Raw genomic sequence first — 23,856 nt, 5'->3', positions numbered from 1 at the left:
GGAGACCTACTTGGCGAAACCGGCGAAGGCCGCGCGGATCACGCCGTCCGGGAAGACCTGCAGGCCCTGGATCTGCTTGCTGACGGCGGTGAGGTTCCGCTGCCGGTAGAGGTAGATCAGCGCGTCGTCCTGCTGGAGCAGCGTGACCACCTGCCCGTACAGCTTCTTGCGCTCCTCGATGTCACCGGACTGGCGGGCCTGGGTCAGCAGGGCGTCGAGCTGGGGGTTGCTGTAGCCGGCGACGTTCTGGCTCGCGCCGGTGCCGACGAAGTTCGTGATGTTGGCGTCCGGGTCGATCCGCCCGCTCCAGCCGAGCTGCAGCAGCTCGAAGTTGCCGCGGTCCTGCTCGTCGAGGAGCGAGGAGTACTCCACCGGGTTGATCTTCAGATCGAACCCGCCGTCCTTGAGCATGGACTGGAGCGCCTGCGCGAGCCGCAGCGTGTCGGGCGTGTTCGACGCGAGGAGCGTGACGGTGTACGGGGTCTGCACGCCCGCCTCGGCGAGGAGCTGCTTGGCCTTGGCGGGGTCGTGCGCCGGGCAGGTCTGCGCCTCGGGCGACGAGAACGGGCTGGCGGGAGAGATGGGTGAGCAGGCGGCGGTGTGGATGCCGTTGAAGACCGCGTCGACCAGGGCCTTGCGGTCGATCGCGTGCTCGAAGGCCTGCCGGACCTTGGCGTTCTGGGCGATAGGACGGTTGATCGGCTTGGGCGGGGTGCGGACCCCGTCGACGTTGCCGATGTTGATGGTGAGGCCCTGGTAGCCGAGGGACTGCGACTGCAGGACGGAGACCGCCGAGTCCTGCCGCAGGGAGGCGACGTCCTGGGTGGAGACGCTGTCGGCGACCTGGGCGTCGCCGGAGCGCAGGTTGGCCGCGCGGATGCTGGCGTCGCTGAGGATGCGCCACGAGATGGCGTCGAGGTGGACCTTGTCGGCCTCGTAGTAGTTCGGGTCCTTCACGACGTCGATGGAGTTCTGCGGCACCCGCTTGGCGAACTTGAACGGGCCGACGCAGACCGGCGCCGAGGCGAAGTCGTCTCCGAGGCCCTGCAACGCCTTGGCGCTCATGATCATGCCGGCGCGGTCGGCGAGGGCGCCGAGCAGGGGCGCGAACGGCTGCTTGAGCCGGAGGACGACGGTCTGCGCGTCGGGGGTGTCGACGCCGTCGATGGGACCGAGTTCGCTCTTGCGCGCCGACCGGTCGTGGGTCAGGTGTCGCTGGATGGTGGCCTTGACCGCGGCGGAGTCGAACGGCGTCCCGTCCGCGAAGCGGGCGCCCTGGCGCAGCGGGATGGTGACCGTCTTGCCGTCGCTGCTCGTGGTGGGCAGGGCGGTCGCGAGCTGCGGTACGACCTGCGCCTGTTCGTTCACGTCGTAGAGCTTCTGGCACATCGCCTGGAAGACGTAGCGGGAGTAGAGGCTGCGCGACAGTGTCGGGTCCAGCGCGTCGGGTTCTGCCGAGAGGGCGATGACCAGCTTGCCGCCCTGCTTCACGGCAGCGGGGTCTGCCGGCGTACCGAAGGAATCCTGGCCTGCCGACTGGTTGTCGCCGGACTGGTTGTCATCCCCGCCGTTCGACACCGGTGAGCAGGCAACGACCGCGCAGGCAACAGCGACCGCCGCCACCGCGGCGCGGAGTGAACGGCGCCGGGGCAGGCTTGTTTCGCTGAGGGAGAGGTTCGTCATGGGGAGCTCCTCGAGTGGACGATTCGGGGAGCGTATGTTGTATACGATGTTCCACGCAAGACCTCCGGGGATGCCTCTCGCCGGGGTTCACGGCTGGCGGGGTCGGCCATGCAGGGCGGCCCGCAGCGCCGGCCCGAAGACGCGCCGGACGTCGGCCGGGGACAGCACACCGATCGAACGGATCGGGTTCAGGTACCGCGTGAAGATCAGCCCACCCAGCACGCCGACCGCCGCGGTGGCGCGTTGAGTCGCGCCGGGCCCGCCGAGAAATTCAGCGACGCGGAGGCGCAGCTCACCGTCCAGGTAGTCGCGCAGGGCGCGCATCGTGTCGTCGTCCTGCACCGCCATCCGGTTCTCGGCGGGCGATGCGGCGTCCCACAGGCCGGTGACCGAGTCGAGCAGGCGGTCGGCCAGGCTTGCCTGGTCACCCCGCAGAGCCTGGTCGAGCGCGGTGGGATCGACGCACAGCAGGGTCAGCGACTGGCTGAAGAGGCCCTGCTTGGAGCCGAAGTGGTAGCTGATGAGCGCCGAGTCGACGCCCGCCGCGGCGGCGACCGCCCGGACCGTCGTACCCGGATAGCCGTGCTTCAGGAACAGCTCGCGGGCGACCTCGGCGATGCGGGCCCTGGTATCCGGGTTGCCGCGGGGTCGACCCCGGGTTTTATTCAACACAGTTGAATAATACTCCTCCCCGCTGGCACGGTCAACGCCATCAACCCCGCAACGAGGAGCGAGCACATGCGCACCGTCGTCTTCGGCGCCACCGGACCCACCGGCCGCCACATCACCGAGCAGGCCCTGGCCGCGGGCCACGAGGTCGTCGCCGTCACCCGCCGCCCACACACCGTCCAGCCGCGCACCGGCCTCACCGTGGTCGGCGCCGACGTCGCGGACCCGGACGCCGTCCACCGGGCCGTCGCCGGCAGCGACGCGGTCCTGTCCAGCCTGGGTGTCCCGCTCACCCCGAAGCCGATCACCGTGTACTCGCGGGGCAACGCGAACATCCTGGCCGCGATGCACCGACACGGTGTGAAGCGCCTTGTCACGGTCAGCTCCAGCGTCATGGATCCAACCTGGCGGCCGACCGGCGAGTTCTTCTTCAACAACGTGCTGGATCCGCTGTTCAACCGCAGGGTGGGCCGCACCGCGCACGACGACATGCGCCGCATGGAGTCCCTCGTACGCGACAGCGACCTGGACTGGACCATCGCCCGGCCTTCCGGGCTGTTCGACCACCCGGCCGTCACGCGTTACCAGGTGGCGGAGAACGTCGCGGACGGCCTGTTCACGGCACGCGCCGATCTGGCGGCGAGCATGGTGGCGCAGTTGACCGACGACCGGTTCGTCCGCCGGGCGATGGCGGTGATCACCACCGAGACCCGGCCGAGTATCGCCGGTCTGATCTGGCGCGAGGCCGTGCTGAGGAAGAAGTGACGCGCCGGTCCGTTCGTCCGTGCGGTGGACGCGCGACGATCTCGCCAACGTGCGCTATACCGCACAGGTAGATCTATGCCTGTGCGGTATAGCGCCCACAACACCGACCGGGCTGGCCGCGGCCCGCTTTCAATGCGGCACGAGTCGGCCAAGTCGCGGTGGGAAGCGGGCCCCTGGGCCGCCTCCCACCGCGTACTCCTAGTGGCCGGCCGAGTTGTACGCCTGAGCCGTCACCTTGACCTGACGGGTGAGACCGGACCGCGCGGGCCAGGAGATCTGCACCTGACGGGTCTCTCCCGGCAGGAGCCAGAAGTAGTTGTCGTCGTAGCGGGCCGGAAGAACCCGCTTGCCGTGCTGGTCACGCACGGCGAGCCGAACCAGGGCGGCGACCGTGCGGCCCTGGTTGCGGACCGTCGTGGTGACGGTGGACCGGCCGTCGACGACGCGTACGACGCCGGTCGACGTCGACAGTCGGGCCGTGGGCAGATCGTTGAGCGCCCGCATCTGCTCGGCCTCGTCGTACCGCCAGTAGGTGTTCTCCGCGAGCAGCCGGTCGCGGCCGTCCCGCAGCTCCAGCCGGACCAGGTGCAGCCCGCCACCGTCCGGCGTGGCGAGCGGGAAGACCGCCGACGACGACGACCGGGCGACGTCCACCCGTTGACGCTGGGGCGTGCCCAGTGACCGGCCGTTCAGGTCGTAGCGCCGGGCGGTGACGGTGGCGCCGTTGACCGCGGTGGTGGTGTGGTTGACCACCCGCACCTGCCAGGTGCCGGGGTCGGCCTGGACGTGCAGCGGCTCGCAGCCCTTGCGGGCTCCGTAGTAGGCGCCGTTCACGTCGAGGTCGTAGTCGTAGGTCTGCCAGACCGTGCTGTGCCACGCCGGGTGCGACATCCACAGCAGCAGGCCGGTGGCGTCCTTCCACAGGTTGGCGTTCCACGCCTCGAACATCGCGCGGTGGCTCTCGTAGTTGACGAACTGCGCCCGGGCGGCGAACTCGTCGAGCGAGCCGGACTCACCGAGCCGCGCGTCGATCGCGGCCTGGTAGGTGCCGACGCGCTGGTTACCGATGGTGGACCAGTCGTGGTAGTTCCACACCTCGCCGATCGGCCACTGTGGCAAGTCGCCGACGAGGTTGCGCATGCTCTCCACGACCGGGATCACTGGCATGCCGATCTCGGTGTGGAAGCCGAACGCGCCGGTGTCGTACGTGTTCCGGTTGTTGTACGTCCCCGGCTCCACCCAGTGGTACGGGCCGTGGCCGCTGACGATGCCGCCGGCGGAGTTGGGGATGTAGAGGATCTCCGGATGCTCGGTGGCGGCCGCTTGCTTGAGCCCGGCGTCGACGATCGGCGGCGGGTCGCCCTCGTTGGCGCCGCACCAGACCACGATGCTGGGGTGGTGGCGGAACCGCCGGATGGTGTCGGCGGCGATGTCCACGTAGCCGGGCGGGTTGGGCAGGAACTGGCCGGCCTGCCAGAAGTCGTTCCACACCAGGATGCCCTGCTCGTCGCAGGCCTGGTAGAGCTCCTCGCGGTTGCTGCTGCCGAGCCAGTTGCGGATCATCGTGAAGTTCATGTCGCGGTGCATCTCGACCGTGTCGGCCAGCCGGTCGGGCAGCACCCGGCGCAGCAGCTCGTCCCAGCCCCAGTTGCCGCCCCGGGCGAACACCGGCACACCGTTCACGGTGATCTTCAGCTGGGTGACGGCGTTGCTGACCGACTTGACGTCGGTCCACCGCTGCCCGTCGTCCGAGACCTGGATGACGAAGTCGCGGGCGTACGCCTGCTCCCAGACGATGGTGACCTGGTCGAAGCTGACCGGCCCACCGAGGTCGACCTGAATCCACTGGTTGTCCTCGTACTTCGAGGACCACCGGGTGCGCGGGTTGCCGTCGACGGCCCGGTCCGGGCCGTTCGAGTCACCGTCGGCGGACGACGCGGTGGCGGTGCGGCGCAGGGCCAGGTCGACGTCCGGCTCGGCCTGCCGCTGCACGACGAGCGTCCACATGGACACGCCCCACGAGGTCACCCGGGCACCGGTCTGGATACGCAGGTGCTGGGCGGTCTGGGTCGGGAAGGTCGCGACCTGGGTCGCGCGGCTGCCGAGCGGCGTCTCGTTGCTGACCGACTTCACGTCCGTCCAGGCGCCCCCGTCAGCGGAGACCTGGACGCGGTAGTCGAGCGCGTACGCCTGCTCCCAGACGATGCTGACCCGGTCGAAGTCGGCCGCCGCGCCGAGGTCGACCTGGATCCACTGGTTGTCCTCGGACTTGGAGGCCCAGCGGGTGCCGCGGTCGCCGTCGACGGCCTTGCCGGCCACGTTGGTGTCGTTCTCCGCCGACGACGCGGTCGCGTCCCGGCCCAGGGCGAGGTCTGGGCCGGTGCCGTCGGCCACCGCCAGCGTGAACATCGAGATGCCCCAGCCGGTGGCCCGCTGGCCGGCCTGGATGCGTACGTGCCGCGCGTGCTGCCGGTCGAACGTGACCGTCTGGGTCGCGGCGCCGTCGACGAACTCCAGCGGGGGCTTCGCGGGCGGCGAGATCTGGATCGGCTGGTGCCAGTCGTAGCCGAACTCGCGGATGCCGAAGCGGAGCTGCCGCCGGTCGCTGACCGAGCGGCGGACGGTGGCGGTGAGCTTCAGGTCGTACAGGTGGGGTTCGCCGTAGCCGTTGGGCCACCAGAGCCGCGGGTTCCGCAGCCGCAGCTCGCGGAAGCGTTCCGGCGAGAAGGTGACCGTGGTGTTTCCGCCCGCGGGCACGGTCACCGTGGACTCGACCCGTACCTTGTCGAACTCGGCCCGTACGGTGACCGCGGTGGCGGTGTCGGTCGCGTTGCGCACCGGCACCGTGATGGTGACCTCGGCGGTGCCGGTGTCCGGCAGCTCCGGCAGCGTGGTCGCGACGTGCGGGTCGCCGACGACCACGGCGCCCGTGCTGCGCAGCCGGACGTGGTCCCAGAGGCCGGTGACCCGGTCCCGGACGGCGGGCATCCAGTCCCATCCCGACACGGCCAGGTAGGTGGGCGCGTCGAGGTAGTGATGGGCCGACTGGAGGAAGGTGCGGCCGTCGGGACCCTTGTCGCCGGGCGTGCCCGGGTGCGGCATCGGGGTGACCCGGACGGCGAGGACGTGCTCGCCGCGGTGACCGGCCAGGGCGTCGGTGATGTCGAAGGCCGCCCGCGCGAACGGGTGCGCGACGCTGCCGACCCGCACGCCGTTGACCCAGGCCGTGGCCTCGTGGTTGATCCCGTCGAACTCGAGCCAGATCCGGCGACCGGCCGAGGTGTCCAGGTCGCGTGGCAGCCGCAGCGCGCGGCGGTACCACCACGTGTGCCGGGACAGCGCCTCCGGGATGCGCATGTTGTTGAAGCCGGCGACCGGGTCGGGCAGGTGCCCCTGCTCGACCAGGGTCCCGAGCACGGTGCCGGGCACGGTCGCCGGCAGCCAGGACCGGACGTCGACGCCGCCGGTGGAGAGCTCGGCGCCGTCGGCGGTGCCCGCGAAGTCGTCCATCGTCAGCGACCAGCCCGACTCCAGGGGCACGGTGCCGTCGGCGGCCACCTTGAGCTCGGGCGCCGAGCCGGTGTTGCCGCCTTCCCAGCTGGTCCAGCCCTCGGCCTCCGGCCGGCCCGCCAGGGGGATGCCGTAGACCTGGAAGCCGTTGAGGCCCACCGGGTTGCCGTTCGAGCGTTTGGTCGCCGTCATACGGATCCACCGTGCGGTGACCGGCTCCGGCAGTTTGATGGCCTGCACGCCGCCCTGACCCTCGCTGGTCTCGTACACCGACCGCCAGTCCGGGCCGTCGGCGGAGACCTCGATCCGGTACGCCGTCGGGGCACTGGAGAGGATCTCCTCGCCGTCGGTGTCGGTGTAGTTGCCGTCGAACGGCCCGTCGGCGAGCGTGGCCTCGAAGACCAGGGTGACCGCCTCGATGCGGCACGGAGCCTGGAGGTCCACGGAAATCCACTGCGGATCGCCGTTTGCGGCCCGCCAGCCGCTGCCCCGTACGCCGGCCTGCGGCAGACCGTCCACGGCGAACGCGGCGGGTGTCGGCGCGTAGTCCGTCGAGGAGACCGCCACCGGGCGGTACCGGGCGAGGTCGGTGGACTTCGGCGCCCTGGCCGGCGTCGCCGGGGCGGCGGCTGCGACGGCGTCCGGGAGGACCGCGGTCACCCCGACCGACGCCAGCAGCGTGGCTCCCGCGGAGAGGAAGGTACGCCGCGATACCGGCGATGGCTCGGACATTGCGCCTCCAGACGTGACAACGTTGTCTCGTTGATGACAACGTTGTCCGATCGTGGCCTCATGTTTCAGGAGAGTCAAGACCCCGTGTCCGCCGTGATTCCACAACGACGTTCCGCGAGCTGTTCGCGCTCCCGCCCCGCTGCTCAGCAGCCCGGCGAGCGCCCGAGCGGCCTGCGGTGTCGCGGTGGACAGGAACTCAGCTCGCTGATCCGCCCTCGCTGCGGCGCCGGCGATCCCGACGGCGGTACTCGGGGCGAAGCTTGGCGCTCGCGAACGCCGCCTCCACCGCCGCGGAGAGCGCGGTGATGTCGTACGCGCCGTGGTGGCGCCGGCCGTTGATGAAGAAGGTCGGGGTGCCGGTGACGCCGCTGATGTCGGCGGACTCGATGTCCTCGGCAATTCGGTCGACGCTCTTCAACTTGACCATGTGCTCCCGGAACTGGTCGAGGTCCAGGCCGATCTGTTCGGCATAGCCGAGCACATCGGTGGGATTGAGGGCGTCCTGGTGCGCGAGAAGCAGGTCGTGCATCTCCCAGAACGCGCCCTGCTCACTCGCCGCCTCGGCGGTCTCGGCGGCGAGTTGGGCATGCGGGTGGACGTCGGTCAGCGGCAGGTGCCGCCAGACGTACCGGATGTTGGCGAAGTCGGCCAGGAGTTCCCGGACCACCGGCTCGGCCTGCCCGCAGTAGGGGCATTCGAAGTCGCCGTACTCCACGACCGTCACCGGTGCTTCGCGCGGCCCGCGCACGTGGTCGCGCTCCAGATCGACCGGAGGCATCAGGTCGACGATGGCCTCGGCGACGCCCAGCAGCGCGCGGGCACGCCGCGCCGGCGGGAGCCGGGCAGCAAAGCGGAACACCAGCCAGGTGATGACGGACGAGCCAACCGTCGCGACGAGGATGCCGAGCTTCGCCTCCTCCAGAGCCGGGCCGTGCAGCGCGTGGGTGGCGATCAGGAGAGCGACGGTGAACCCGATGCCGGACACCGTGCCGACCCCGGCGACGGCGACCCAGCCCACCGGTGGCCGGAACCGGTTGCCGCTCAGCCGCGCCACCAGCCACGAGGTGACCACGATCCCGGCCGGCTTGCCGACGACGTACGCCGCCACGACGCCAAGCGTGACCGGGGAGGCCACGGCCCTGCCCAGCAGTTCGCCGTCGATCATGATCCCGACGTTCGCCAGCGCGAAGAGCGGCACGACCACGTAGCTCGCCCACGGGTGGTAGAGGGTCTGCAGCCGCTCGTTCGGCGACAACGCAGAGGTGAGCCCGGCCCGGGCCGAACGGGCGAGCTGCGGGGTGGGCTGTTCCCGGAAGAGGCGGAACTGGTCGCTCGCCCGCTGCAGTTCGCTGCGACCGGGGGCGTAGGCGTAGGACAGCAGCCCCATCACCAGGCCCACCACGACCGGGTCGACACCGGACTCCGAGACCGCGAGCCAGGCCGCCACCCCCAGCAGCGCGTAGACCGGCCCGAACCGCACGCCCGAGGCCTGGACGGCCAGGACGAGGCCGAAGATCCCCGCCGCGGCGAGCAGCGCCGTCGCCGAAGGATGTTCCGGGTAGGCGACCGCCAGCACCGCGATCGCTACCAGGTCGTCGATGACGGAGACCGTCAGCAGGAAACCCCGCAACCGATCCGAGAAGCGCGGCCCGAAGACGGCCAGCGCGCCGAGTGCGAGCGCCGTGTCCGTGGCCATCACCGCGCCCCAGCCCGCGGCGGTGGTGCGCCCGGCGTTGATCGCGAGATAGATCGCGATCGGCACGAGCATGCCGCCGAGCCCGGCCAGCAGCGGCAACGCCAGCCGGCGCCGCTCCCGCAGCTCGCCGATGTCGAACTCGCGGCGCAACTCCAGCCCGGCGACCAGGAAGAAGAACGTCATGAGTCCGCTGTTGACCCAGGTACGCAGGTCGTGGGACACGTGCCAGTCGCCGAGCTGGACGGAGAGGGACGTGCTCCAGAGCGACTCGTACGACGACATGTGGATGTTGGCCCACAGGAGCGCCACCACCGCAGCGACCAGCACCACCCGTGCGCCGCCGGTCTCGGTGTGCAGGAACGCGCGCAGTGGCGAGTTGAACCGGCCGACCCAGGCGGTCCGGGTGGACCATCGTCGGTGCCGGTCGTCGCTCGTCACGGGACAATCCTCGTCGACCTGATCGCCCCGTGGATCGGATTCGGACACGCGGCGACCGCCGGTCAGGGTGACGTCACCGCCGCAGTAGCCTGCCGATCATGGCGGACTGGAAGATCCGGCCGGCTTCGGCGGCGGACGTCGACGCGGTGGCTGAGTTGCGGGCCGTGGTGCTGCGGGCGGATCTGGAGCGGCTCGGGCGGTACGACGAGCAGCGGGTGCGGCAGCGACTGCGGGACGGGTTCGCGCCGGCGCACACCTGGGTGATCGAGGTGGGCGGCGCGTTCGGCGGCTGCGTGTCGCTGCGACCGGCCGAGGACGCCCACTGGCTGGAGCACTTCTACCTGGTCCCGCACCTGCAGGGCAGCGGCATCGGTTCGGCGGTGCTGCGCGGGCTGCTGGAGCGGTGCGACCGCGATGGAACCTTGGTCCGGCTCAACGTGCTGCAGGGCAGTCCGGCGCGGCGGCTGTACGAGCGGCACGGATTCAGACTCGAGACCGAGGATCCGGTGGACGTGTTCATGGTGCGCGAGGTCGGTGGATAGGGAAACGCCCGATTCCCCACCCGGGAATCTGGCATAGCGTCGATCCGGTCCGCCACGAATGAACACTTGTTGCAGCAGCGGCATGATCGGAGAAGTCACGAATGAACAGGGTGCGGCTCCTCGCGTTGGCCTGCCTGTCGGCCATGACCCTCACCGCCTGCGGAGGCGGCACCGCCAGTACCACCGGCTCGTCGCCGTCCGGCCCGAGCGCCGAGCCGAGCGCCGCAGCGGCCGCGTCCGCCACCACCGGCACGGGCTCCGGGTCGGGTGGGGTCACGGCGAGCGCCCTCTGTGACTACCTGCGGGATGAGCTGCCGGCGCTGCGCAAGGCACCCGGCGAGATCGAGGTGATGGGGCGGCTCGCCACGGGACTCAGCGGATGGTACGACGAGCGGGGCGGAGTGCCAGACGGTAGCGAGATCGACAAGCTCAGCCGGGAACAGTGCGCGGACGTTCGCACCGAGGTGCTCAAGCTGGCCGGGGTGCAGAGCTTCCTCCAGATCTAGCGACGTGGGCACCGACGTGAGAGCGGCGTTACAGCGGATCTGCCGGCACACCGGGAGCGCCCCGACGTAGCGTGAGATCGTGCCGACGAAAGACGTACTCACCAAGGCTGACCTCGCCGAACTTCGCCGCTCGGCGCTCGGGATGGCCGACCCGCTCGGTGTCGCCGCCGACCTGTCCGACGCGGTGCGACAGGACCGGCTGGAGGACCCGGACGACGCCGGCGACGCGCTGACCCTGGCCGCCGAGATCGCCGAGATCCGGGGGAAGTCAGATGCCGCGCTCCGGTACGCGGAGCGGGCCCTGGAGGTGTACCCGTCCGGGGACGACCCCCGGGCCGGGTTCGCCCGGGCGTTGCGGGCCCGGACCCTGTTTCAGGCCGCCGGCCGGGAGGACGAGGCGATGGCGGAGCTGACCGCCCTTCGCCCGCTCCTGCTCGTCCAGCCCGACGCCCCCGCCTACGTGAGCGCGGCGCTGGACTCCGGTGGTCGTTCGGCGATCGCCGAGACGTGGCTGAGCGAGGCGGTGGACACGCTGCTCGGCGAGCGCGCCACCGCCGCCGGAGGGTCGGCGCAGGCCATCACCGCCGTCGAGCCCCCGGTCGAGGTCGGCCCCCCGGAAGCGCCCGGTGTCCTCTTCTTCCTGCTGCAACAGCGACACCGGGTACGCCGGAATCTCAACCTGCCGCACGACCGGCACGACGATCTGGCGGACCGGCTGGAGACCCAGCTCGTCCGTCGGGCGGCGCAGCGCGAGGGCGGCCAGCAGGACCTGATCTTCTGGCCCCGCGCCGAGTTCGACCGCCTGCTGGCCGAACACCCCGACCTGACCGAGGCGTACGGGCCGGACTGGGACGCGCACCGGGCCCGGCTGGAGAAGGAGCTGGTCCGGCTGGCGAACGCGGGCGGGACCGGTCTGGGCGTGCTCAGCGCGACGGTGGCCGGCCTGGACGCCCATGCCAGCCGACGGAACGGCGATCCGGCCGACCCGCAGATCCGGGCCGGCTACGCGGGCGAGCTCGCGGCTCGACCGAGTGCGCGGATTCCCTGGCCACCGGAGCGCAACGACGCGTGTTGGTGCGGCTCGGGTCTGAAGTACAAGAAGGACTGCCTGCCACGCTCCCGGAGCTGAACGGGGCAGCTATCGAGCCGGGGTGTGCCGCTGGTAGTGGCGGGCGACGCGGGCACGGTTGCCGCAGGAGGGCTTGCACCATTCCTGACGCGGGTGGTCCTTGACGAAGTAGCGTACGCAGCGTGGCGCGGGGCAGGCGCGCAACAGGTCGCGGGTCGGACCGGCGATGAACTCGATGGCGGCACGTGCCAGCCCCGCGGTGATCGCCAGCCGCGTGTCAGCCGCCTCGCCGTGCCAGGCGAGGGACGGCGTGTCCTCCTCCGCCCAGGTCAGCACCGGCCGGACCGGCAACGCCCCAGCGGCCTGGTTGAGCCGGGCGACCGCCTCCTGTGGAGAGAGCAGCGAGGCGGAGTCGGCCCGGCTCGGCGGGCCTGGGCGGACCGCCACCGCGAAGAGGGTACGCGCGGCGCGGCGCACCGCGACCACGTCGAGCCGGGTCCGCTCGTCGACCACGCCGCCAGGAATCTCGAACCCGCCTACGTACTCCCGCAGTGGCTCGGCCTGCTCTCGGAGCCAGGCGGTCAAGCCGGCGAGGTCGGCGAGGTCATCGGCGACGCCGCCGTTGCCGTCATGTCGAATCGTGCTGACCAGGGCGAGCGCGAGCTGGGCTGACATCGGACCCCTCCTGTTCCGGCTTGTGTGGCCGACGCCGGCCAGTGTAGCTTCCCTAATGCCTTTTCCGTAGATAACCATTAGGGGCCGTCGTGTTGGTCATCGCGCACCTCAGTGACACTCACATCGACAGCCACCCCCGATCGGCCGAGCGGACCGCCCGGGTGATGGACCACCTGCACGCCCTGCCACGACCGGTCGACGCGATCCTGATCACCGGGGACATCGCCGACCATGGCGAGGTGGCCGAATACGAGACCGCCGCCAAGCTCTTCGACTCCCCGCTGCCGGTCATGATCTGTCCCGGCAACCACGATGTGCGCGACGCGTACCGCAAGGGTCTGCTCGGCGACGACCGTGGCGGCACCGGCCCGATCAACACCCGGTACGACGTGGCCGGTGCGGTCTTCCTCCTTGCCGACTCCTCCGTGCCCGGCGAGGACGACGGCCACCTGGACGAGGAGACCGTGACGTGGCTCGCCGACGAACTGGGTTCGGTGCCGGCCGAGACGCCGACGTTCATCGCCCTCCATCACCCGCCGGTCGTGCTGCACCACCCGGTCATCGACCCCATGCGACTGCTGCCCGCCGACCCCCTGGCCGACCTGGTCACCGCCCACCCGCAGGTCGTCGCCGTGCTGACCGGGCATTTCCACACCGCCGCCGCGAGCACCTTCGCCGGCCGCCCACTGCGAATCGCGCCGGGGGTGGTCTCCACCCTTCGGATGCCCTGGGAGGGCGAGGGACGGTTGACCACCCAGGCCCAGCCACCCGGCGTCGCATTCCACGTGTACGACGACACCGGCCTGCTCACGACCCACTACCGGGTGGTGGTATGAGCACGCATGGGGTCGCCGTGCTCGGCTTTCTCGTGGCCGTCGCGCCGATCACCACCACGCCGGGAGCGAGCCTGACGCTGGTCGTCTCGCGCGTTGCCACCGGCGGGCGGCAGCAGGGGTGGTGGGTGATCCTCGGTACGGTCACCGGGCTGTACGTGCACGCCACCCTGGCCGCCGTCGGCCTGGCCGCGCTGGTGCTTCGCTCGTCGCAGGCGTTCTGGGTCGTCAAGCTGATCGGTGCCGCCTACCTGGTCGGGCTCGGGCTCTGGCTTCTCTGGTCCGCGACCTACCGCCGCACGGCGGCCAGGTCAGGGGCGTCGGACGTGGCCGCGGCGGAGGAGACGCCGACGACCACGGGCCGGCCCGCTCCGGTCCGCATCCGGAGGCTTCCGTGGCGCGTCCACCACCCCTACCTCCAGGGGCTGCTGAGCAACGTCCTGAATCCCAAGGCGGCCGCCATCTACCTCACCCTCGCACCGCAGTTCCTCGAACCGGGCCGACCGGTGCTGGTGCCGATGTTGCTTCTCGCCACGGCGCACGCCGCGCTGCACAGCTGCTGGCTCGCGGGATGGACCGCCGTCTCCGGTGCCGCCGCCCGGCTGCTCCGCACGGCCAGCGTTCGACGCATGCTCGATCGGCTGACCGGCGTGATCCTGCTCGGCCTCGGTGTTCGGTCCGTGGTGGCCTGAGCCCGAGTGCCCGCCCGGGTGCGCGCCGCCCGCGGCGGCCACGACGGTGGCTGGCCGGACGGGCCGCTATCGGAGGATCTCGGCCAGCTCGGACAGGTCGGCAATCTCGTACGCGACCGGGGCATCGCGCGGCGCGGTCTGCCCCCGGTGGTTGACCCAGACGGCCCGGATGCCCGCCGCGTGCGCCCCACCCACGTCGGCGGTGAGCGAGTCACCGACATGCAGCACCTCGTGCGCCTCCAACCCGAGGGCGGCGAGCGCCCGATCGAACATGGCCCGGTCCGGCTTGTACGCGCCGGTGGCCTCGCTGGTCACCACGGCCGTGAAGGCCAGGCCGTGGTGTGCCATCGCGGCACGCACGTCGTCCGTGTCCACATCGGACACCAGGCAGATCGGCACGGTGACGCGGGACAGGAACTCACGGGTGCCGGGCCGCAGCGGTGGCGAGCGCCAGTACCTGAACTGCGCCGCGCACAGGGCGGCCGGGTCACCGGCGCAGCCGGCGTCGGCCATCACCGAAGCCAGACTCGTCATCGCGCTGTCCCGCAACGAGCGGAACCGCGCTCGCACATTGGGGGCTGACACACCCCGCGCGTACGGATAGCGTCCTTCCCTGGACGATCACGGTCCGCCCGCCACCGCCGGAGGAGACGCCGATGTTCGAGGAGTTCATGGGCATCCCCGCCCACCCTCTCGTGTTGCACGCCGCGGTCGTGTTCGTGCCGCTGCTGGCCCTCCTGACCGTGGCGTATGCGCTCGTCGCGCCTGTCCGGCCACACACCCGCTGGGTGCTGGGGCTGCTCGCGCTGGGCGCGCCGCTCGCCGCGCTGCTCGCGAAGCTCTCCGGTGACGCCTTCTTCGCCCGCATGCGGTCCGCCAACCGGGTCACCCCCGAGTTCGTGCCGAAGATCGAGGCCCACCAGCAGTTCGGCGACATCACGCTCTGGGCCACCATCGGGCTGGCGATCATTGCGCTGGCACTGGTTCGGTTCGTCCCGCCCCGAGCCGAGGCGAGCGAGACCGGAGGCGGTGGCACGGGTCGGGCGCTGACCCTGGCGTTGCAGGTGCTGTCGCTGGTGGCCGCGGGCGTCGCCCTGTACTACGTGATCCGCACCGGCGACTCCGGCGCGAAGGTGGTATGGACGGGTCAATGACCTGACCATGCGGTGCGGGGTCAGCGTCGGCTGGCCCGGTCGACGCCCTGGTGCACCCGCGCGGTGCGGTCGATCAGCTCGCGCAGCGCGCTCTCGTCGACGGTGTCGAGCCGCTTCAGGTAGAGGCAGCCCTTTCCGGTGCGGTGGGGGCCGAGGCGTTCGAGGATCGGGCCGTACCGATCCTCGAAACCGCCCACGAGGTAGACGACGAGGTGCTGCTTGCGCGGTGAGAAACCCACCAGCGGCGCGTCGCCCGTACGCCCGCTGTCGTAGGTGTAGTGGTAGCTGCCGAAGCCGACGATGCTCGGACCCCACAGCACCGCCGGCTCGCCGGTCACCTCGCCCATGAGCGCGCGGAGCCGCCCCGCGTCGGCCCGCCTGCGCTCGTCGGGAACCGCCGCCAGGAAATCATCGACGCTGACCTCGGTCGGAGCTGTCACCGGCTCTTTCGATGTCGCCATGACGGGATGCTCTCACGCCTGTACGACGAGGCGCCGACGCGCCGGTCAGGCCACATCCTGGCGCGCTCGCCAGGAGAGAGCGACGAGCCACCCCGAGATGATCACCGCTCCAACGGCGAAGCGCATGCTCGCGCTCTCCTCGCTCCACGGCAGGGCGGTGAGCACGAACGCGACGACCCCGCTGGCGGCGCTGTGGACCGCCCAGCCCCGCCGCCCCTGGCCGGCGAACCGCCGGGCGAACAGCAGACCCGCCGCGATCAGCGACAGGAACGCCGCGGCGCCACAGACCGTGTGCAGGACGCTGCCCGTGCTGGCGTGGGCGGCAAGCCCCGCCGGGGCGCCCGGCGGCCAGCCGAGCGCGGGGTCGGGCACGAAGATGCCGCCACCGACCATCGCCGCCCCGTAGACGCCGACCAGCACCGGCCCCACCGTGCCGGCCCGGCCCGGACGCAGCGTCCGCCACAGGCCCACCGCGAAGGCGAGAGCCAGCAGGCCGGTGCCCACGAACGCGACGAACTGCAACCAGCCGAGGTCACCGAGGGTGAGCGAGCTCAACGCGTGGCGGCGCAGGTCGAAGCCGGATCTGGTGAAGGCCTGCGCGAACGACAGGGCCGGGAAGAGGACACCGGCGACCGTGCCGCAGCTCAGGAGGAGTCGGGTGCGGCGTTGAGCGGACACGACCCGCTCGGGGGCAGTGGTCAAGGACGTCATGTGGATACCTCTCGTGTCGGCGTCACGTGTTCTACCGTCACGACGAACGAGACCCGGCCGGATCGACACCACCGGCGAAGGAAGTCGGCGTGCTGGTGCGACCCAGCTCAGGGCCGGGCCGCACCAGCTCCGCTGACGATCAGCCGGCGATGTACGCCCGGATGATGGTCTGGTCGATACCGCTACCGCCGTTGGCGTCGGCCTTCACCCGCAGCGAGACGGGCTTCCCGGCGGCCGCCTTCGGCAGCTCGACCCGATAGCTGTCCCCGTCGCGGGTGACCCGGGCCGTCTTCCAGGTGGCACCGTCATCGGTCGAGGTCCACACCTGGAACGCGGTCACCTTCTGCGCCTTGACGCCGCGCGCCTGCCGGACGGCCAGTTCGGCCGTTCCGCCGGTGGCGTGGTTGTTGGTGTCCATCGGCAGGGCGTAGTCGACCGCGAGCAGCGGCAGCGGCACGCTTCCGGTGCCGTCCGGCCCGGCGGACCGGAACGTCCACGAGGTGGTGACCTTGGTCGAGATCGGGAGGATCAGACTCGTGTCGACGTCGAGGGTCAGCCGGTAGTCCGCCGCCTGTTGCGGCACGGTGAAGTCGGCGAGTGGGCGGTCCCGCTCCTCGACGAGCTTGCCGTTGCGGTACAGCGACAGCTTGCGGTTCACCCCGATCGAGTTGCCCTGCAGGCAGTCGGCCCGCTGGTGCTGGTCCACCAGCGACGCCAGGTCGATGTGCAGGTTGCCGCGGGTCCGCGACGGCGGGGTCGCGCAGCTCCAGCCGGCACCGGCCGGGTCGTCGTACCAGCCGGAGTGCAGCGGCTGCCGCGCCCAGACCTTGGTCTGCCGACTGCCCGGCTGGTAACTGCGGGGCGCCTCCTGGGCCGACAGTCCGCCGTAGACGCCCTCGTCTGCCCAGAGGATGCCGGGCGAGAGGTAGTCGGTGCGGTACGGCGGCAGGTTCCCCTCGTGGGTCTGGGTCACGCCCAGCCCCTCCGGGGTGAGGCCGGTGCGGACCAACTGGGTGACCATCCCCGGCGAGTCCATCTGGTGGAACCGCTCGTCGATCCGGGCCAGCTTCGCCTGTTCCGCAGCGGTCACCCGGTACGCGGGATCGGCCGGCACGCCGCTCGCGTACTCGTGAACAAGGTTGTAGCGGTACGGCTTGGCCGTGCCGGCCGGCGAGTCCAGGTTGACGGCCGCCCAGGTGCGCCGTGATCCGATGCTGGGCTTCGGCAGTGGGGAGGTGCGGATGGTCGTCGCGCTCCCGTACCCATTGATCTGGTTCCACCAGGACTGGCCGTTCGGCGCGGTCTGGAGGCTGGTGAGGTCGACCCGGGTGGGCGTGGTGGCGACGCCGTCGACCGTCGCCGTCACCGGCCTGGCCAGCGCCGGGTCGAGCGTCAGGCTCCGGTTGCCGTTGACGTTCAGGTCGGTCTCACCGTTGAGCGTCGTCTCCAGCACGTCACTGTCGACGTAGTAGGCGACCGAGGAGCCGAGGATCGCGTACCGGCCGGCCGGCACCCGCGTGGTGAAGGTTTCTCCGGGCGTACCGCTGGGCCCGCCGTAGTAGATGACGGGGTCGGCGAGGTTGGTGACCAGGATGTTGATCCAGCTCTCCGCGCCCTCCTTGAGGCCGGGCATCGGCTTCGTGTGGATCGTCAGGTCGTAGCTGGGCTGCTCGACGTAGAAGCTCACCGGGGTGGTCGCGACCAGCTTCCGTCCGGCGGTGCGGGCGGTGACGGTGGCCAGGTAGAAGCCCGGCCGGGCTGCCAGCGCCGCACGGTTGATCCGGAGGGTAACGCCGGCGGTGGCGCCGCGCTTGAGCGTCAACCGACTCGTCGACAGTGACGCCGTGCCGCGCGGCACCGGCTGGCCGTCGTGGTTGACGACCGCCACGTCCAGGTCGAGGACCGCCGTCGCCGAGGTCGGCGCACCGGTCCAGCTCAGCTTCGCCTCGCTGGTCCCGGACTGCGGGTACGCGAAGGTGCCGAGGTTGACCACCGGCTGGTTGCTGACCGGGCCGCCGAGCGCCCTGGCCGCGTTGAGCCGACCGGCCCCGACGGCGTACGGGTCGACGCCGGCCAGCGGATCGGCGGCACCGACGAGCGCGGACTTGAGCTGCTCCCCCGTCCAGTCCGGGTGCCGCTGAGCGAGCAGCGCGGCCGCGCCCGCCACGTGCGGGCTGGCCATCGAGGTGCCGGAAATGCCCTCGTAGTACCTGTCGATCGGGTCCTGCAGGTTGGTGCCGGCGGCCCGGGCGGCGACGATGTCGACGCCGGGCGCGACCAGTTCCGGCTTGGCCACGTTGCTGCTGACCAGCGGTCCGCGGCTGGAAAAGTCGGCGAGCTTGTCGTTGCGGTCGACAGCGCCGACAGTCAGCGCGCTGGCGGCGGAGCCGGGCGAGGAGATGGCACCGCCGCTGTTGCCGGCGGCGATGACGAAGAGCGCCCCGGTCTGCCTGCTCAGGCCGTCGACGGCGAGCGAGAGCGGGTCGTTGCCGTCGTCCGGGTCGCTGCCGCCGAGGCTCATGTTGATGACATCGGCCCGGCTGGCGGCCCACTCCATGCCGGCGATGATCCCGGAGTCCGCACCGGAGCCGTGGTCGTCGAGGACCTTGCCGATCACCAGTTTGGCGTCCGGCGCCACGCCGCGACGCTGACCGTGGGCGGCCGCGCCGGTGCCGGCGATGGTCGACGCGACATGCGTACCGTGGCCATTGTGGTCGACGGCGTCGCCACCCTCGACGGTGAAGTCGGCGCGGTCGGCGACGCGACCGACCAGGTCCGGGTGGGTGAAGTCGGCACCGGTGTCGAGCACCGCGACCCGGACCCCCTTGCCGGTGTACCCGACCTTCCAGGCGTCGGGCGCGGCGACCTGGCCCAGGTTGCGGTCGAGGTCACCATGCTGGCTGCCGCCGGTCAGCGCGGTGGCGCGGACCTTACGGTCGAGCCAGACCTTCTTGGCCCCGGCGAGCAGCGAGTTCGTCGCAAGCTTCGCGGTGGCCGGGCTCTTCTTGGGTACGTGGCCGGCCACCGCGCCGATGCTGGGCAGCGACAGCACGTCACCGAGCGCGGCCACTCGGGCGGACGCGGTGGAGGGCTGCACGATGACCGGCAGCTGCGAGGTGCTCTCATCGTCGTAGCCGTCCGCGATCAGCGCGGTGACGTCGAAGAGGTCGGGGTCGAGGGTCGAGCCGATCTGGGACGCGACGCGCGCGGGGATGACGTGCAGGTGGCCGTCCGGCCGGCAGGTCTGTCGGAGCACCGCGTTCGGGTCGGCCGGTCGCACCGTGGCCCGCGGGCATCCCGCTCCGGTGCTCCGTACGGTCACCACGTCCCCGGTGAGCAGGGTGACGGTGTGCGTCTTCCCGTCGCCAGCGGCATCGGGTGTGCCCGTCAGACCAATGCCGCTGGGCCCGGCTGTGGCAGCGCCGCCCGGTACGGCGCTCAGCGCCGTGGCCGTGACGGCGACGGCCAGCAGCCATCGCGTTTTCCTGAGCATCTTGCTCCCTGTCTTATGTAGACAAACGCACCCTCTCGGGCGACTTCTCGCAAGATCATAGGATCGACGGAACGTCGACGCGGTCCTAGCATGGGCTGAATGGATCTTCCGGATCCAGCTCGGCCGATCCCCGGCGACCAGCCCGACCGAAGGGAAACGCGCGTGCGTCGAACCCCCTTGGCACTACTCGGCGTCGGTGTCTCCGGCGCACTGCTGTTGAGCGCAGCCCCAGCAGCGGCGGCGACCCCGCCCGCGGCGCCCGCACCGACCGGCATCGTCGTCAGTGACGGCATGACGCAGCCGGTGTTCTCGCTCGCCGACGCGATCGAGGAGCGGGTGTTCGTCCAGACCCCGGTCGACACCGACCACGACGGCCGCCTCGACCGGGTGGCGATCGACATCTCCCGGCCCCGGGAGACCGCCACCGAGGGCTTCAAGGTGCCGGTCATCTTCGAGCACAGCCCGTACCGCAAGGGCACCTGGGGCGACGTGCCCTACCCGAGCGTGCTGGTGGACGACCTGCCGCAGAACGGCTTGACCGACCGTTCCGGGCGCCGGGCTCTCGACGCGGGAGCCCAGCGGGCGCAGGCGAAGGCCAACCTGCCCGGTTCGCTCGACGACTACTACGTGCCGCGGGGGTACGCGGTGGTGCTCGGTCAGAGCGTCGGCACCGGCGACTCCGACGGCTGCCCGACCAGCGGCGACCAGGCCGAGACGCTCGGCACCAAGGCGGTCATCGACTGGCTGAACGGCCGGGCGAAGGGGTACGACGCGAACGGCGCCCCGATCACCGCCGGCTGGACCACCGGCGCGGTCGGCATGACCGGCGTCTCCTACAACGGGACGCTCCCCAACCAGGTGGCCACCACCGGCGTCCGGGGCCTCAAGACCATCGTCCCGGTCTCCGCGATCAGCAGCTGGTACGACTACTACCGCGCCAACGGTCTGGTCGTCGCCCCCGGGACGTTCCAGGGCGAGGACACCGACATCCTGGCCCAGTACACCGCCGGGCAGGCACGGGCCGAGGGGCCCTGCGCCGACGAGATCGCGAAGATCACCGAGGAGCAGGACCGGGTCACCGGCGACTACTCGAAGTTCTGGAAGGACCGTGACTACCTTGACGCCCGGGACGTGGAGGCGAGCGTCTTCGTCGTGCACGGCCTCAACGACTGGAACGTGAAGACCGAGCACTTCGCCGGCTGGTGGGACGAGCTCGCCAAGCGCCACGTACCGCGCAAGATCTGGCTGCACCAGGGCGGGCACGGCGGCCCGGGCAGCAACGCGTCGGTGACCCTGCCGGACGGGCGGACGTGGACGTACAAGCAGACCGAGAACCGCTGGTTCGACTTCTGGCTGTGGAACGTGCGCAACGGGATCATGGACGAGCCGACCGCGGTGCTGCAGCGGGAGGACCGGGCCTACACCACGTACGCCAACTGGCCCGACCCGGCAACGCGTGAGGTCGGGTTGCGGTTCGCCGCCACCGACGCCACCGCCCCGGGCACGCTCACCACGGGCAAGCCGCCGAAGGCCAGGGTCGAGCAGAGCTTCGTCGACGAGGGTCGGACCATCCACCCGGACACCCTGGTGTCCAACCCGGACACGGCGAGTGAGAACCGGCTCGCGTACCGCTCCCCCGCGCTGACCCAGAACGTGCGCATCTCCGGACGCCCGGAGATGCGGCTGCGGATGGCGATCGACAACAAGCCGGACGCGAACCTCACCGCGTACCTGGTCGACTACGGCCCGGCCGGCTCGACCGCCGCGCCGACCGTGGTGACCCGGGGCTGGATGGACCCGCAGAACCGCAAGGGCCCGGCCCGCACCGAGCCGGTGAAGCAGGGCAAGCTGTACGACTACCGGTGGACCATGGAGCCGAAGGACTACATCTTCCCGGCGGGGCACCGGATCGGCGTGGTCGTCTTCTCCAGCGACCAGGAGTACACCCTGCTGCCGCTGGGTGGCACCGAGCTGCGGGTCGCGCCGAACGACAGCGAACTGCGGCTGCCGGTGGTCGGCGGGCGGGCCGTACTCGGGTTCTGAGCCAGTTTTTCCGAACGGGTGGGGCAGTCCGACACGTCGGGCTGCCCCACCCGTGTTTGGCGTGCGGACGCACGGGAAGACCTCGCCGATCGGGCCCGGCCGTTGTCCGGCGGTGCCGGCGAGACCAGAGGAGGAGTGAGGATGGCCGCAGGCAGCACCCGCAAGGCAACCGGTGCGAAGACGAAGACGATGCCGCCGAGCCGGAAGGTGGCGGCGAAGAAGGTCGCCGCCGCGACGAAGCGGGCCACCGGCGCGAGCGCGGCCAAGACGCCCGGCGAGAAGCCCACGCCGACCACGACCCGGGTGGCGCGAAAGAAGGACACCTCCGCCACCACGGCCACGCCCACCCGCAGGCCGACAGCGAAGGCGGCCGCCGCCAAGAACGCCCCACCGAAGAAGGCACCCGCGACGAAGGCCGCGGCCAAGAAGTCGCCCGCGAAGAAGGCCGCGGCGGCCCGGGCCCGCACCACGTCAGCGACCAGGGCGCCGGCCAAGAAGGCGACCACCATGGAGTCGTTCGGCAACCGGCGTACGCCCCGGAAGGCTTGATTCCCAACGGCGCGGGGCATTGGGAGCCGGCCCCGGTTGGTCAGGCGTGCGGGTCGGGGCAGCAGACCGTGAGCGCACCGGGCACCGAGCGCACCTTGAGCTTCGCGACCGCGGTACGCGCGCCGCCATCGAGCTCGTACGTCCGCGGCGCGGCGAAGCGGACCCGAACGCGGCGGCCGCGGGTGATCCGGACGAAGGGCGAGTCGGTCGAGCGCCCTGCGGCCATCCGGCCGAGGGTGCGGGCCCAGTCGATCGCCCCGTTCGCGGTTGACACGCCCACCTCCAGGCACCCGTCGTCCGGCTGGGCGTCGTCGAAGGCGGGGATGCCACCGGTGATCGTGCCGACGTTGCCGAAGAGCACGCAGCTCGCCTCGCCGTCGAACCAGGTCACCCCGTCCACCTGAATCCGCGTGTGCACCAGCTCGCCCCGAACGTGTCGCAGCCCCGTCCAGACGTACGCCAGCCGACCGAGCCGGCTCTTGAGGTGCCGGTCCGCCTCCCGAATCAGGTCGCCGTCGAACCCGGCACCGGCCATCACCGCGAAATGCTCGCCGTTGAGGCGGCCCAGGTCCAGCCGGCGCCGCCGGCCGTGCAGGCCGATGCGTACCGCCTCCGCCAGGTCCTCCGGGATGCCGAGGTTGGCGGCGAAGAGGTTCGCGGTGCCGGCGGGCAGGATGGCCATCGGGGTCCGCGAGCGGGCCAGCGTGTCCGCGCAGCGTTGCACCATGCCGTCCCCACCCCACACGAAGACCAGACCGGCGCCCTTCTTCAGCGCCTTGCGGACCTTCTTCGGCGCCTTGCGGCTCTTCGGCACCTCGTACCAGAGCAGGTCGTCGACGCCGGCGCCGACGAGGGTCGCCCGCAACTCGTCAAGCCCGCCACCGAGGGTCTTGCGACGGTGCGCGACCACCGCGACCGCGCCCAGCCGGCCGGCGGTCACACACGTGGCGGGGGCTGCGGCGCTCGTGCTCATGGCCGCCGGTGTTACCCAGCCGGCTGACTGACTACGCCTCGGCACCGCACGGGTGTCGGCCTTGGTCGCGGCACTGTCGCGCGGGCCGTAGCCGGATGGGCCCGATGTCCGGTCCGGGAATCACGCGGATGCTGCCGCACCTGCCATTGCTGGCCGCCGCCTGAAAGGTCTGTGATGGGCCGGTCACGGCGGCATCCGCACCAAGGCGCGTTATACCTCAGAGTCATATTTATGCCTCACAGGTATAGCGCTCCATGCCGACTGTCCCGCCCGTTCGGAACGCGGTCCTGCAATCCGCGCGACTTGGGGAGGTCGTGGCCTCGGCGCGTTGGCAGGCAGCAGTGTCCCGCAGATTGCGCGGATCGTGGATCCGGCGGGTTGAGGACCTTGACGGCGCCAATGTCCGGTTCGTGATCGGCGCGGCTGGGGGTGGGTGTCCGGTTTCGCCGTGGGCGTCCCGTGGTCGGGGGCACCCGTGGGCTGGAATCGGGGGCCGGCCGGGGTGGTTATACCTGGCAGATCACCGCGGCCCCCTGGCCCGGTAGCCACAGGCCGTCGGGAATACCCGCCAGGCCGCCACGGTTACATCCCCCGTAGCCGCCGACCGCCGGGAACACCCGCCGGGCCGGCACGGTTACATCCCCCGGACACCCGAGCAGGTC

19 protein-coding genes are annotated in these 23,856 nt (G+C 71.2%); 9 read left to right on the top strand and 10 right to left on the bottom strand.

Features of this window, described 5'->3' with window-relative positions:
• Positions 1–6: 6 nt before the first annotated feature.
• Together ACWD5O_RS29325 and ACWD5O_RS29320 are read right to left on the bottom strand one after the other, a co-directional pair.
• Positions 7–1,683: an ABC transporter substrate-binding protein gene (locus tag ACWD5O_RS29325; RefSeq protein ID WP_354962560.1), complete on the bottom strand. Its 1,677-nt coding sequence runs from the start codon at positions 1,681–1,683 to the stop codon at positions 7–9.
• 87 nt (positions 1,684–1,770) lie between these two features.
• Positions 1,771–2,355, bottom strand: coding sequence for a TetR family transcriptional regulator (locus ACWD5O_RS29320; RefSeq protein WP_450087269.1), 585 nt, complete (start codon positions 2,353–2,355; stop codon positions 1,771–1,773).
• A gap of 66 nt (positions 2,356–2,421) precedes the next feature.
• Between ACWD5O_RS29320 and ACWD5O_RS29315 the strand changes: the two genes are divergently transcribed.
• Positions 2,422–3,117, top strand: a complete 696-nt coding sequence (locus tag ACWD5O_RS29315; protein ID WP_449936680.1) for an NAD(P)-dependent oxidoreductase — start codon at positions 2,422–2,424, stop codon at positions 3,115–3,117.
• Positions 3,118–3,315: 198 nt separating this feature from the next.
• Here ACWD5O_RS29315 and ACWD5O_RS29310 read toward each other — a convergent pair whose 3' ends face one another.
• Complete coding sequence (locus ACWD5O_RS29310; RefSeq protein WP_450087268.1) at positions 3,316–7,359, bottom strand: discoidin domain-containing protein; 4,044 nt, start codon at positions 7,357–7,359, stop codon at positions 3,316–3,318.
• Positions 7,360–7,555: 196 nt separating this feature from the next.
• Positions 7,556–9,493: a Na+/H+ antiporter NhaA gene (locus tag ACWD5O_RS29305; protein WP_450087267.1), complete on the bottom strand. Its 1,938-nt coding sequence runs from the start codon at positions 9,491–9,493 to the stop codon at positions 7,556–7,558.
• A 98-nt stretch (positions 9,494–9,591) separates the two neighbouring features.
• On the opposite strand from ACWD5O_RS29305, the gene ACWD5O_RS29300 reads away from it, so the two are divergent.
• The 3 genes from ACWD5O_RS29300 (at position 9,592) to ACWD5O_RS29290 (ending at position 11,670) form a co-directional block, all read left to right on the top strand.
• A complete protein-coding gene (locus ACWD5O_RS29300; RefSeq protein WP_450087266.1) occupies positions 9,592–10,035 on the top strand; it encodes a GNAT family N-acetyltransferase in 444 nt (147 codons plus the stop codon).
• A 101-nt stretch (positions 10,036–10,136) separates the two neighbouring features.
• On the top strand, positions 10,137–10,541 hold the full coding sequence (locus ACWD5O_RS29295; RefSeq protein ID WP_450087265.1) for a hypothetical protein: 405 nt from the start codon (positions 10,137–10,139) through the stop codon (positions 10,539–10,541).
• Positions 10,542–10,620: 79 nt separating this feature from the next.
• On the top strand, positions 10,621–11,670 hold the full coding sequence (locus tag ACWD5O_RS29290) for an SEC-C domain-containing protein (RefSeq protein ID WP_450087264.1): 1,050 nt from the start codon (positions 10,621–10,623) through the stop codon (positions 11,668–11,670).
• Between the two features lie 9 nt (positions 11,671–11,679).
• Here ACWD5O_RS29290 and ACWD5O_RS29285 read toward each other — a convergent pair whose 3' ends face one another.
• Complete coding sequence (locus tag ACWD5O_RS29285) at positions 11,680–12,285, bottom strand: CGNR zinc finger domain-containing protein (RefSeq protein WP_354962567.1); 606 nt, start codon at positions 12,283–12,285, stop codon at positions 11,680–11,682.
• An 89-nt stretch (positions 12,286–12,374) separates the two neighbouring features.
• On the opposite strand from ACWD5O_RS29285, the gene ACWD5O_RS29280 reads away from it, so the two are divergent.
• Entirely contained in the window at positions 12,375–13,121 is a 747-nt protein-coding gene (locus tag ACWD5O_RS29280) for a metallophosphoesterase (RefSeq protein ID WP_354962568.1), read from the top strand.
• Positions 13,118–13,810, top strand: coding sequence for a LysE family translocator (locus ACWD5O_RS29275; RefSeq protein ID WP_450087263.1), 693 nt, complete (start codon positions 13,118–13,120; stop codon positions 13,808–13,810). The genes ACWD5O_RS29280 and ACWD5O_RS29275 overlap by 4 nt, the downstream gene beginning before the upstream one ends.
• A gap of 66 nt (positions 13,811–13,876) precedes the next feature.
• Here ACWD5O_RS29275 and ACWD5O_RS29270 read toward each other — a convergent pair whose 3' ends face one another.
• Complete coding sequence (locus ACWD5O_RS29270) at positions 13,877–14,344, bottom strand: HAD family hydrolase (RefSeq protein ID WP_450087262.1); 468 nt, start codon at positions 14,342–14,344, stop codon at positions 13,877–13,879.
• A gap of 122 nt (positions 14,345–14,466) precedes the next feature.
• On the opposite strand from ACWD5O_RS29270, the gene ACWD5O_RS29265 reads away from it, so the two are divergent.
• The gene (locus tag ACWD5O_RS29265) at positions 14,467–14,964 is read left to right on the top strand and encodes a DUF2231 domain-containing protein (protein ID WP_354962571.1); all 498 of its coding nucleotides are present in this window, start codon (positions 14,467–14,469) and stop codon (positions 14,962–14,964) included.
• Between the two features lie 20 nt (positions 14,965–14,984).
• Here the strand turns inward: ACWD5O_RS29265 and ACWD5O_RS29260 are convergent, their stop codons facing one another.
• The 3 genes from ACWD5O_RS29260 to ACWD5O_RS29250 all read right to left on the bottom strand — a co-directional run bounded on the left by ACWD5O_RS29260 (position 14,985) and on the right by ACWD5O_RS29250 (position 19,629).
• Positions 14,985–15,425, bottom strand: coding sequence for a DUF1801 domain-containing protein (locus ACWD5O_RS29260; RefSeq protein WP_450087261.1), 441 nt, complete (start codon positions 15,423–15,425; stop codon positions 14,985–14,987).
• Positions 15,426–15,470: 45 nt separating this feature from the next.
• Positions 15,471–16,136: a DUF998 domain-containing protein gene (locus ACWD5O_RS29255; protein WP_450087260.1), complete on the bottom strand. Its 666-nt coding sequence runs from the start codon at positions 16,134–16,136 to the stop codon at positions 15,471–15,473.
• Between the two features lie 139 nt (positions 16,137–16,275).
• On the bottom strand, positions 16,276–19,629 hold the full coding sequence (locus ACWD5O_RS29250) for a S8 family peptidase (RefSeq protein WP_450087259.1): 3,354 nt from the start codon (positions 19,627–19,629) through the stop codon (positions 16,276–16,278).
• A 162-nt stretch (positions 19,630–19,791) separates the two neighbouring features.
• Between ACWD5O_RS29250 and ACWD5O_RS29245 the strand changes: the two genes are divergently transcribed.
• Positions 19,792–21,672, top strand: coding sequence for a Xaa-Pro dipeptidyl-peptidase (locus ACWD5O_RS29245; protein WP_450087258.1), 1,881 nt, complete (start codon positions 19,792–19,794; stop codon positions 21,670–21,672).
• Between the two features lie 141 nt (positions 21,673–21,813).
• Positions 21,814–22,221, top strand: a complete 408-nt coding sequence (locus ACWD5O_RS29240; RefSeq protein WP_387322106.1) for a hypothetical protein — start codon at positions 21,814–21,816, stop codon at positions 22,219–22,221.
• 40 nt (positions 22,222–22,261) lie between these two features.
• Here ACWD5O_RS29240 and ACWD5O_RS29235 read toward each other — a convergent pair whose 3' ends face one another.
• Entirely contained in the window at positions 22,262–23,194 is a 933-nt protein-coding gene (locus ACWD5O_RS29235) for a diacylglycerol/lipid kinase family protein (protein WP_387322104.1), read from the bottom strand.
• Between the last annotated feature and the right edge of the window lie 662 nt (positions 23,195–23,856).

The sequence above is a fragment of the Micromonospora sp. NPDC005161 genome (assembly GCF_053599855.1).
The sequence above is the reverse complement of the archived record's forward strand: the minus strand, read 5'-3'. Positions and strand labels throughout refer to the sequence as shown.

Excerpts from the sequence above, each read along its gene's own strand:
- ACWD5O_RS29325 (WP_354962560.1), bottom strand. The coding sequence starts at position 1,683 with ATGACGAACCTCTCCCTCAGCGAAACAAGCCTGCCCCGGCGCCGTTCA.
- ACWD5O_RS29315 (WP_449936680.1), top strand. The coding sequence starts at position 2,422 with ATGCGCACCGTCGTCTTCGGCGCCACCGGACCCACCGGCCGCCACATC.
- ACWD5O_RS29310 (WP_450087268.1), bottom strand. The coding sequence starts at position 7,359 with ATGTCCGAGCCATCGCCGGTATCGCGGCGTACCTTCCTCTCCGCGGGA.
- ACWD5O_RS29300 (WP_450087266.1), top strand. The coding sequence starts at position 9,592 with ATGGCGGACTGGAAGATCCGGCCGGCTTCGGCGGCGGACGTCGACGCG.
- ACWD5O_RS29295 (WP_450087265.1), top strand. The coding sequence starts at position 10,137 with ATGAACAGGGTGCGGCTCCTCGCGTTGGCCTGCCTGTCGGCCATGACC.
- ACWD5O_RS29285 (WP_354962567.1), bottom strand. The coding sequence starts at position 12,285 with ATGTCAGCCCAGCTCGCGCTCGCCCTGGTCAGCACGATTCGACATGAC.
- ACWD5O_RS29275 (WP_450087263.1), top strand. The coding sequence starts at position 13,118 with ATGAGCACGCATGGGGTCGCCGTGCTCGGCTTTCTCGTGGCCGTCGCG.
- ACWD5O_RS29270 (WP_450087262.1), bottom strand. The coding sequence starts at position 14,344 with ATGACGAGTCTGGCTTCGGTGATGGCCGACGCCGGCTGCGCCGGTGAC.
- ACWD5O_RS29265 (WP_354962571.1), top strand. The coding sequence starts at position 14,467 with ATGTTCGAGGAGTTCATGGGCATCCCCGCCCACCCTCTCGTGTTGCAC.
- ACWD5O_RS29260 (WP_450087261.1), bottom strand. The coding sequence starts at position 15,425 with ATGGCGACATCGAAAGAGCCGGTGACAGCTCCGACCGAGGTCAGCGTC.
- ACWD5O_RS29255 (WP_450087260.1), bottom strand. The coding sequence starts at position 16,136 with ATGACGTCCTTGACCACTGCCCCCGAGCGGGTCGTGTCCGCTCAACGC.
- ACWD5O_RS29250 (WP_450087259.1), bottom strand. The coding sequence starts at position 19,629 with ATGCTCAGGAAAACGCGATGGCTGCTGGCCGTCGCCGTCACGGCCACG.
- ACWD5O_RS29240 (WP_387322106.1), top strand. The coding sequence starts at position 21,814 with ATGGCCGCAGGCAGCACCCGCAAGGCAACCGGTGCGAAGACGAAGACG.
- ACWD5O_RS29235 (WP_387322104.1), bottom strand. The coding sequence starts at position 23,194 with ATGAGCACGAGCGCCGCAGCCCCCGCCACGTGTGTGACCGCCGGCCGG.